The organism is Sulfolobales archaeon (assembly GCA_038897115.1).
In the GTDB taxonomy this organism is placed as follows: domain Archaea; phylum Thermoproteota; class Thermoprotei_A; order Sulfolobales; family AG1; genus AG1.
The window spans coordinates 1-10,312 of sequence record JAWAXC010000077.1 but is presented as its reverse complement, the minus strand read 5'-3'; the positions used below and the strand labels follow the sequence as shown (position 1 = coordinate 10,312).

The following is a 10,312-nucleotide window of genomic DNA, read 5'->3' as shown; positions in this document are numbered from 1 at the left end:
ACATAGGATCTTGTGTTAACCGGTGTTGAGATCCTCCTGGTGAGTATACCCCTGATAACTGGTCTCGGCTCCTCCTTACCACCTACCATGTGAAGTAGAACTGGTTTTGCTAGGGCCTCGAAACCGGTTATGGCTGCTACTGGGAAGCCGCTTAGCATTATCACAGGCTTACCCCTTACAACCGCTATGCTCGTAGGTCTCCCAGGCCTTATAGCGATTCCATGGACTAGATATTCCGGCTCAAATCTCTTCACAGCCTCTACAGTGTTATCAGAGGATCCTACCGATACCCCTCCTATAGTGACTACAGCATCTCCCAGCTCTAGGGCCTTTGAGATTGCTCTATATATCTCCTCACTATCATCGGGGACTATCCCCATATACTCCACATCGAATCCTAGTTGCCTGGCAAGCCCCTCTATAGCGAATCTCGTGCTATTGATTACAAGGCCCCTACCAGCTAGATCTTCTATTCTAGCGTTATCAACTTCAACAAGCTCGCTCCCAGTGCATATAAGTGCTATCAGCGGTCTATAAACATGGATCCTTGGGATCCCTATGGAGGCTATAACCCCTAGATCCCATGGGGCGAGCCTAACACCCCTAGCAAGGATCTTCTCCCCAGCCCTTACATCCTCACCCCTCCTAGATACGTTGCCCATAGGAGGTACAGGTCTGTAGATCTCTACAGCATCTTTATCGATCCTCCTTGTATGCTCATACATAACAACAGCATCAGCACCCCTTGGTAGTGGTGCACCTGTCTGTATCTCATATGCCTCACCCTCACCTAGATCTTGATCTGCTTTCGAACCAACCTTTATCACCCCCTTAACCCTCAGGATCACAGGGCTATTAGGGGAGGCTCCAAATGTATCTCTACTCCTAACAGCATATCCATCTACAACAGCTCTATCGAATGGGGGGACATCGACAGGGGATACTATATCCTCTGCAAGATATCTCCCCAGAGCCTCGGATATATTTGAGATAACCACTCTAGGTTTATGGGTGATCCTCTTGATAGCCCCTCTAACCGCGTCATCTATATTTATAAGCTCTTTAAAACCCCTAGCCTCCATTGGCTTCCTTAGCTAGATATCGCTGCCAGGGCTATTATGTATGCCTCTATAACCCTCTATCCTCTTTATATGTGTAAGAGGTGTTAACCCACGCACCTTCTCACCCCTTCTAAAGTTAACCACAAGGGTTACACCCAGGGTTATGGCTGCTGTTACACCGCTATATAGAGGTCCTCTCATAGAGATCGCTATAGGTATCCCTGCCCTTGCTATGGCAATGATCATATCTGATGATGCCCTCCCAGTAGTTATAACCACAGATCTATCGAATCTAAAGCCCTTCACAACTCCAGCACCTATTATCTTTAAAATCGATGAGTGCCTACTACTATCATGGGCTATTATCGCCCTACCCTCCTCTATGTTATATAACCCGCTCGTGTGAGAGGCTATCCCCATCGACACAGATGATGTCTTTAGATTGAAGTCAGAAAATATATCCAGAAGGGTCTTCCACTGCACCCTATACTTTGAGGAGACATATACCCCTTTTTCAGCTAGTATAGAGCAGTCCTCAATATAGATCCTACGGATTTCTGTATCCCTCTTCAGCCTCACATCTATCCTCCTACCCCTTGGATTAACCTCTATCCCATCTATATCCTCGATCGAAGATATAATGCCATCCCTCACAAGACTACCTATCACAGCATATTCAACACCCGAGGGCATTGTGAATAGGGTTGTGTAGTGCTTATCGTTAACATATACCTCGAATCTCTCATCAATAGCTATGGGGATATCCATATAGCTATCTATGCTAGGCTCTATCTCGTAATAGCTGATCCCATCCATACCCTTGGCCATGGGATCACCGGCTCCACCGCTCTTCCACGTGGAATGAAAAACCATTAACCCTCTGCTAACTATAGATAGGCTAATCGCCTTGGGCCTCTATTCCCCCATGTGTGAGTCTAGATCTTATATATCTGGGCATATGCTGCTCAGCCCATCTCAGAGCTACCCTGCCGTTTGTAAACATTGCCTTTAGAATCGGTATGTTATTTGGATGTGTAACTGCGAAGATATGGGCTAGCGTGAATAGTATGCTTAGATAGAACCCTATGTCATGTAGTAAGAGCATAATCCTATGCTGATCTGGTGTTAGATTTAGATAGATCATAGCAGCTCCGCTGCCCCCCACTAGTATAAAGGCTATTATCAGAACCACGGTTAAATATGAGACGAGAACATTATGCCTATCTAGATTCTCCTCAACATCCCTTGGCAGTGGCTTGCCCAGGGCATAGTGGTTTAGAAGAGCTATGGCCTCTCTTATCTGCTGCCTCAAAGGCTTTTTAAGGGGTTCGAAGACAAGGATCTTCCTGGTTATAACTAGGTATATACCATATACTATTAATAGCGCTCCCCATAGAGGGCCTGTAAACCTGTGGATAGCCCTTGCAACCTCAACACCAACAGTCACAGCCCCTGTCTCCTGGCTAAGTCCTACTATAGGTGCTAGGGGGACACCTATTGGATAGACTATCCATGCGAACAACTCTATCGATAGGAGCACCAGCCCTGTCAAAACCAGTAGTGTGAAGAATATGAGCTGCAGGGTATGGGCTATCCTAGTCCCCATACCGAGGATCTCTATCTCCCTCTCCTCCCCCAAACCAGCCACCCACTAGCTCTTATAACACTCTATCTATTTCCTCTCTCCCCCGTTCTTTCCATTACCTTTTTCAGCCTTCTTAGAGCCTCTGATCCTTCTGATCCTATCCATGCGCCAGGCAACAACGCCTAGGGCGAAGACAGCTGCTGATATAATGCCGAGACCAGGTATGCTTATCGATTTCAGAGCCTCTCTAAGGGATTCCGTCTGAACAACAGCCTTCTCCGGGAACTGCTTGGGGAATACCTTGGAGGCCTTATCGCTTGAGAGGGCGAATATCCATCTAACCCTCCCACCAACATAGCTATCGACATCAAGGCCATAGACCTTCTTCCCAGATGCCTCCATCTCGCGGGCCAACTTCACAGCGTTCTCCATGGATGTGAATGTAAATACATTGGCCGGGCATACCTCGACACATGCCGGTGCCTTCCCATTCTGTATTCTGTCAACGCAGAATGTGCATTTATAGTACTTCCCATCAGATCCCCTCTTTGGAACATCATATGGACATGCATCTGCACAGTATCCGCATCCTATACATTCGCTCGCCTCTATAACCACTGCACCCTCAGGACTCACCTTTATAGCCCCCACGGGGCATGCCCTTGCACATGGTGCAGCTGCGCAGTGGAGGCAGTTATATGGTATCGGAACTATTTCCACAGCATCTGTTATCCTAACTGTTGCTCCTTCAAAGCTTATCACCTTCTCCCTAGTAATCTCGTGGAACATCACAACCTTCCATGCATTCGCCATTAGGCTCTGTGGATTTGTAAATGTTGGGCTGAAGCTAGTCTGGGGAGGTGTTCTCCCATTCCATGTCTGACATGCCACCTGGCATGCTCTGCAGCCTATACAGTTATCTATGTTAACGAGCACAGCTATACCGCTATCCTTGCTCGGGAACTCCATCTTAACCATCTACCATCACCCCGCCCTCCTTACAAAACCTATCCATGCCTTTGACTCCTGTATAGTTGTAACCACATCCCCCACATCTGGGTTTAGGAAGTTAGCCTGAGGCCCAGTGGTTCTCCCCTGGAAGCTGAAGGCCCATATCAGGTTAACCACCGGCAGATCCTTGTTGTTCACCCTGACAACAGCCTCTCCCTTTGTTACAAAGGCCTTTAGCCTTATAACACCCCTCGCAGTTGCTATCTCAACATAGTCACCAGACTTTATACCTAGCTTAGCTGCTAGGGGCTCCGGTATATATGCGAAGGGCTCCGGCACGAGCTGTGATAGCAGGGGCAGGTTCCTTGTCATAGCGCCGCTGTGGAACATCTCTGTAAGCCTGTTTGTTGTTAGCACAACAAGCTCTCCCCTCTCCTTCAGCTCACTTGGAACCAGGGCAAGCCCGACGGGTTTTCCAGATGTTATGTCTGGCTGCTCCTTGAGAACCATAACATTGTATGGGTTGATCCACGCTATTGTTGGGTATTTAATCGCAAGCTCAGGATCTGGAGATTCTGCGGGCTCCGTGTGTATTGGGTAGCTGAAGTTATATCCTGCGTACCATCCCTTCATCTCATCTATAACCTTTAGCACTGCCTGCTTCATACTCCCAGTCTGGCTATAGTATTGCTGGAGCTTAGATCTAAACTGCTCATAGACAGGCTTATACTTAGCCCAGCTATCGCCTGGGAAGAATGGTCTTTTAACAGCCGCCTTCATACTAGCTGTCTGCTCGTCCCAGTAGAGGGTGTCGTTGGCCCATAGATACCTCATACCCGTGAGGGCTACAAACTCTTGGAAGGATAGTATCTTCACATCCCCATCCTGGATAACAACGAAGCTCTTGGCGGGGAACTCCAGCTGCCCGGTTCTAATGAACATCATTATATTAGCACCTCCCCATAGATCAGAGATCCCGCTGAGCCTCCTCTTAAAGGCCCTGGGCTCCCAGAAGTTATGGCCGGGTATGAATGCCGGCCTATACTCACCTGTATACTCATCGATCCACTCGCCTGTCTCCCCAGTCACTACCCACTCTCTACCAGCTGCTGTGAATCTATAGCTAGTTCCGAGGACAGCAACGAGGGAGTCGTAGTTGTAGAGGAACCTCACATTCTGGGGCCATGACCAGCCCCAGTTCTTATATACTCCGAATGCCTTGCTAAAGAGACCATCTATCTCACCCTCCTTCCTAAGCGTTGAGTTCCTCCTCATGGTTGTGAACTCATCTCTAACGGGGTTATATATCCCATCATAGATCAGTGTTGAGTAGCTTATCTCCTTACTTATGATCCTCGGGTTCACCTCAGCCTCTATAGGCCCTATAGGTGTTGCATTACCAGTACCCCCAGCATAGTTCCACGAAGCCTTGGGATCTATGATCCTCTCATAAACATCCACAACCCTACCCCCTACTCTGAACTTCACCCTCTCAACATTCTTACCATAAACCATGCTTGGGAGCTTTATAGCCCCGGCTCTATATAGGTAGTCAAATAGCTTGACAACTATCCAGTAATCAGGCCTCGAGACCCCCTTAGGCTCTAGGGCCTTATAGCTCCACTGGATAACCCTGTTACCATCTGTCCTAGTACCCTCTTTCTCAGCAAAGGCAGCTGCTGGTAGAAGCACATCTGCGAACCAAGCTGTCTCCGTCTCAAATATATCGCTAACCACGAGGAGATCTAGGGATGCTAGGGCAGCCCATATGATCTTGGCATTGGGGTTAGTGACAGCTGGGTTCTCTCCAAATACTAGGGCAGCCCTTATCTCCTTATTCAGAGCCCTTCTCGGAAAGACAACCTCTGTGCTCCCTGTTCCGAAGTGGAAGTCACATATGACAGTACCGTTAACGGGATCATCCTCAGGGTCTGTTCCACAGAATAGCCCCCAGAGAAGCTCGAACCTCCTCCATCCATAGAACTTGAATACCTGGAGAACCTTATTCAGATCTGCCTGCCCCTTCTTAGCACTAGCCTGTAGAGCTGGGAAGGACTTTAAAGCCCAATCAGGAACCTCCCAATTCCATGCATCTGGCATCCCCTGGAGCTTCCAGTCCTGGTAGAGCCTTACCTCGGCAGCGCTTGTTGGATGCCCATGATAGCCTGGCAGAGACTCTATCCCCGATCCCTGAACATCGTTCGCCCCCTGAACATTGCTGTGCCCCCTGAACGGATGCGTACCTCCTCCTGGGAAGCCTACGTTGCCTAGTAGGAGCTGTACTATCGCTGCAGCTCTTATAATGTTTATCGTGGCGTTTGTATGCTGCGTGAAGCCCATGGCCCACTGGATTATGCCATGCTTCTTATGGTTCGTAACCACTCCGCTCCTCTCAACATAGATTCTAGCAACTGTTCTCAGAAGATCTACAGGTACCCCAGAGATCCTTGATACCTCCTCAGCGTTATACTGCGATACGAGATCCTTTAGCTCGTTAAGATCATCCTGCGTTATGTTCCACCTACTCATAAGCCTCTTAAACTCATCAAGCTGATCTATAGGTGGGTTTCTCTCGAAGAATGCATAGTGTAGGATATAGAGGAGTATAGCTGTATCCGACCCTGATCTGAATGGAACCCATATATCAGAAACCATAGCAGTTCTAGAGAGCCTCGGATCGAATGTTATGAAGATAGTCCCCCTCTCCCTCTTACCCTTCCAGAAGTACCAGAATGAGAGCGGGTGATTCTCGGCAGGGCTTGAGAAGAAGAGAACCACATCAGCTAGAGCCACATCCTCTACACTAGCAGTCTCAGCACCCCAGCCATATGTTACACCTAAGCTAGTTACTGTCGAGCTGTGGCACTTTCTAAACTGTGAATCCATGTTAGCGGTTCCTAGAAACACTGCAAGCTTCTTAGTGAGGAATGCCTCTTCATTGAGAAGTATTGAGGAGCCTATTACCTGGACCGGAACAGATGATCCTATGTAGTAGTAGCCATCCTTCTGCTTAGGAGCCCCAGTCTTGGATCTCCATTCCTCTAGAATAGCTGTTAGCTTCTCAGCAATATATCTGAACGCCTCATCCCACGAAACAATCTTCCACTTAGGCGGATACTTCTTCACAATCGCAACAAGCTCATCCCAGCTCTTAGCACTCAGTATCTCCTCAACAGGGGGCTTCGGACCGGTTCTTATCATTGGATATAGAACCCTCAGATCGTTGTCTACAAGCTGGAACGCAGCATCCCCCTTAGGACAGAGAGCACCCCAGTTGATATATGAGTCTGGGGAGCCTGATGTCCATATTATCTTATCACCAACTGTGTAGAAGTCAATGCTACAGCCCATAGAGCAGTAAGGACATATCACGGGCGTTACCTTAGCCCTTATAATATCCGTCTTACCCCCTATCTCACCGAGGGACCATCTAGTCTTCCAAGCCTTATATGGGACTGGGGACTGGGCATCAACTATAGATGTAGCCGATAGTGCTAAAGCCGCCGATGCTATCGAGGCTAGCTTGAGAAAAGCCCTCCTAGATCTATCTACCCCTCCATCCCCACCCATCCTCTCACCCTGGAGGACAGGATGAGCACCCATCGCTCGGGGATTTCCTATCCTCTGGTGCTAGGATTATGGCGGCGGGCCTCCCCTTATCCCTCCTACCCATAAGCTTTTTAAGGGTTAAGCACGTATAGTCCTCAGCCTCCTCATGGATGCTTGTTAACCCATCTATAAACTCTGGGAGGAGGGCATATTCATTCATTAGATGCCTCTTAAGCTCCTCAACCCTCCTCTGATAATCACTTGACAATTTAGCCACCACACATTATTTCTAAACAGCCTTATAAACTAGTATATTTAAATATACATCCATCTATACATATATCTTTAAAATCACATTAATAAATTATATAATATATATTAATTAGTTCATGTTAAACCGCTAAACACGCTCTCCAGAAGCATCCTTCCAACGTACCTCTCAAGGATATTTTTGGAATCCTCTAGAGCATATGCTGCAAACATATAGACGCCCTTACCAAGGTATAGCCTCACCTCATCATAGGGATCCCCTGTTCTCAGGGTCCACCAAAGGCTACCCCTGAGCCTCTCGTTGGAGGGATTCTCTATATCCTCTATGCTATAGCTCCTACTTATATCGACATCGCTATCGAGCGGGCCTTCTGGATATTCAACCCTCCTATCTATATCCTCTCTCCTATTTATGTTAGCAATCATTATGGGGTCGAAGCCGTGTTTCTTCATATTGAGTAGATATATTTTAGGAACCCCTCTATGTAGATCCGCTAGCCTTGCCCTCCCATATTTCCTGAGGATCTCTAGAACATCCTTCGCAATAGATCTTCTCATAGCAACTACGGTGGTTTCCACCAATCCATTTGGAAGGATCGGTGATGATACATCATGGATTGATAGCCTGGCTAGGAGTTCCCTCAGAAGGTCAGCCCCTATATAGGGCATATCCACGGGAACAGCTACTGCATATTCATATGGGCATATGCTTAGAGATGCTAGGAGGCCTGAGAGAGGCCCTGCAAACCCCTCTACATCCCCTACATAGATAGCATCGCCTAGAACCCTCCTATATATCTCGGCCCTCTCCTGGATCCCTGTAGAGACTATAACTGTGTCTGAGAGGCTTAGGAGCAACTCATATATAATCCTTATCATCGGCTTCCCCTTAATTGGGTATAGAGCCTTATCTACCCACGGCTCGCCTGGACGTTGGAATCTTCTTGACATGCCACCGCTAAGTATGATCCCACATATTTTCATTAGAACACCCTGATCTCTCCATATATGATGCTCTCTAGCCATTAAAGATCTTCTATGGCTTCCATATGATCTCCCCTATATCCTTGGGAACCATATAGCCTGGGATCGATGAGAGGATCTCTGCGAACTCGCTGCTTCTAAGCATCTCTAGAAATGATCTAACAGACTCCTTACCAATTCTAGCTATCTGTACCAGGAAATCATATCTCTCCCATCCAAGGCTTATAAAGTCTAGCCCATACATATGGGCCGCAGCCCTAATCCCGATCCCGGCATCTGCCCTCCCCTGGGCTATTGCTGCAGCAACAGCTGTGTGGGTTTTCGCCTCATAGTAATAACCCCTTATCCTCGAGACAAGCTCGTCGAATGAGATACCCTCTTCCCTAGCTATTGCTCTTAAGATGCTGTCTAGAAGAATCCTTGTCCCTGTGTTCCTCCCCCTATTAACGATTCTGAGGTTCTTCCTGATTATATCCCTCACATCCCTTATGCCATGTGGGTTCCCCTTAGGGACTATTATCCCCTGCTCCCTCATATAGCCTTTAACCAGATATGCATTGTTAACACCATATCTCTTTAGAAATGGTATGTTATACTCCATGGTCTCGCTATCCACTAGATGTATACCAGCTATATCGGCCTCGCCCCTTTTAATAGACACTATACCACCGATCGAGCCAACATATATTGTTTTAACCTTATAGCCTCTGATAAGTGGTATGAGCCTGTCAAGACCTAGATCGTGGCTGCCAACGATATATAGATCTGCTGGCATATATGTTGGTGAGAAGAGATTCACATAGACCTCCTCACCCTCAACAGCGAACTCAACATTCTCCGGGATGATCGTATATCCATCGGCCTGAGCAATAGTAGCTATAGCCCCTGACTCAGAGGGCAGGGAATATGCAGCTATATAGCTCCCCACATCCACAAGGCTTACTGGGAGCAGAAGCCTCCTACCCCTAGCACCCTCAACCCTCAGAGCAAGCCTAGCCTTTATAACATGCCTCTCCTCAGGCAGGCATAGCATCCTCTTTATAAGGGGCTTCACAACCAAGTCGAAGATCATTAGGGCAGAGCTTGGATAGCCGGGCAAGCCTATAACCAGCTTCCCATCCCTAGATATCGAGATCACGGTTGGCTTTCCAGGCTTCACCTTAAGGCCGTGAACAACTATCCCAGGAGGGCCTATATCGCTGAGCACCTTATATGTTATATCTGAAAGTCCTGCCGAGGTCCCACCAGATAGGATCACCATATCACCTAGCTCTAACCCCTTCTCAACCATATCCCTGATCTCCTTGGGATCATCCCCAGCTATCCCTAGAAGAAGGGGTTCAGCCCCAAGCCTTCTGAGGGCATGGCTTATTGTGTAGGAGTTAACATCATAGATCTTCCCAAACTCTAGAGGAGATCCAGGGGGGATAAGCTCCCTCCCAGTTGAGATCACAGCAACCCTCGGCCTTCTATATACCCTCACCCTTTTAACACCTATAGAGGCTAGGACACCTACCTCCCTCTCACCTATAACACTACATCTTCTAAGGACAAGCTCCCCCAACATTATATCTGATCCCGAGGGCATGATGTTCTCCCCAGGGGTTACAGATCTATATGCTACCACCTCATCCCCAGATCTCTTTGTATACTCAACCATCAAAACAGAATCAGCGCCAGGAGGGATAGGAGCTCCTGTAGAGATCTCAACAGCCTCTCCCCGGCCTATTGATATATGTTTAACATCCCCAGGATCTATCCTTCCAACGATCTTAAGAGTTACTGGTGTTATCTCACTAGCACCATATAGATCTTCGGATCTCACTGCATAGCCATCCATAGTAGATCTGTCGAATGGCGGTACATCAATACTTGAATATATATCCTCAGCCAGAACACGCCCAAAGCTATC

At 47.7% G+C, this 10,312-nt stretch carries 8 protein-coding genes; all 8 read right to left on the bottom strand.

Translation table 11 applies throughout. The features are described 5' to 3' along the window. Window positions 1-1,082 (bottom strand): molybdopterin molybdotransferase MoeA (locus tag QXE01_09445; GenBank protein ID MEM4971463.1); only part of this gene is annotated, 1,082 nt, incomplete at its 3' end. A gap of 12 nt (window positions 1,083-1,094) precedes the next feature. Further along, window positions 1,095-1,934: a formate dehydrogenase accessory sulfurtransferase FdhD gene (locus tag QXE01_09440; GenBank protein MEM4971462.1), complete on the bottom strand. Its 840-nt coding sequence runs from the start codon at window positions 1,932-1,934 to the stop codon at window positions 1,095-1,097. 25 nt (window positions 1,935-1,959) lie between these two features. Further along, a complete protein-coding gene (locus QXE01_09435; GenBank protein MEM4971461.1) occupies window positions 1,960-2,700 on the bottom strand; it encodes a cytochrome b/b6 domain-containing protein in 741 nt (246 codons plus the stop codon). 33 nt (window positions 2,701-2,733) lie between these two features. Next, window positions 2,734-3,624, bottom strand: a complete 891-nt coding sequence (locus QXE01_09430) for a 4Fe-4S dicluster domain-containing protein (GenBank protein MEM4971460.1) — start codon at window positions 3,622-3,624, stop codon at window positions 2,734-2,736. A 6-nt stretch (window positions 3,625-3,630) separates the two neighbouring features. Beyond that, window positions 3,631-7,167, bottom strand: a complete 3,537-nt coding sequence (locus QXE01_09425; GenBank protein MEM4971459.1) for a molybdopterin-dependent oxidoreductase — start codon at window positions 7,165-7,167, stop codon at window positions 3,631-3,633. Window positions 7,168-7,171: 4 nt separating this feature from the next. Further along, the gene (locus QXE01_09420) at window positions 7,172-7,414 is read right to left on the bottom strand and encodes a hypothetical protein (protein MEM4971458.1); all 243 of its coding nucleotides are present in this window, start codon (window positions 7,412-7,414) and stop codon (window positions 7,172-7,174) included. Window positions 7,415-7,533: 119 nt separating this feature from the next. Beyond that, window positions 7,534-8,442 carry a molybdenum cofactor guanylyltransferase gene (locus tag QXE01_09415; protein MEM4971457.1) on the bottom strand — a complete coding sequence of 303 codons (909 nt, stop codon included), beginning with the start codon at window positions 8,440-8,442 and terminating at the stop codon, window positions 7,534-7,536. Between the two features lie 10 nt (window positions 8,443-8,452). Beyond that, on the bottom strand, window positions 8,453-10,312 hold a 1,860-nt coding region (locus QXE01_09410), incomplete at its 5' end, for a molybdopterin biosynthesis protein (GenBank protein MEM4971456.1).

Bases quoted from the DNA above. Each gene is read 5' to 3' on its own strand.
- QXE01_09430 (MEM4971460.1), bottom strand. From the start codon at position 3,624: ATGGTTAAGATGGAGTTCCCGAGCAAGGATAGCGGTATAGCTGTGCTC.
- QXE01_09440 (MEM4971462.1), bottom strand. From the start codon at position 1,934: ATGGTTTTTCATTCCACGTGGAAGAGCGGTGGAGCCGGTGATCCCATG.
- QXE01_09415 (MEM4971457.1), bottom strand. From the start codon at position 8,442: ATGGCTAGAGAGCATCATATATGGAGAGATCAGGGTGTTCTAATGAAA.
- QXE01_09425 (MEM4971459.1), bottom strand. From the start codon at position 7,167: ATGGGTGGGGATGGAGGGGTAGATAGATCTAGGAGGGCTTTTCTCAAG.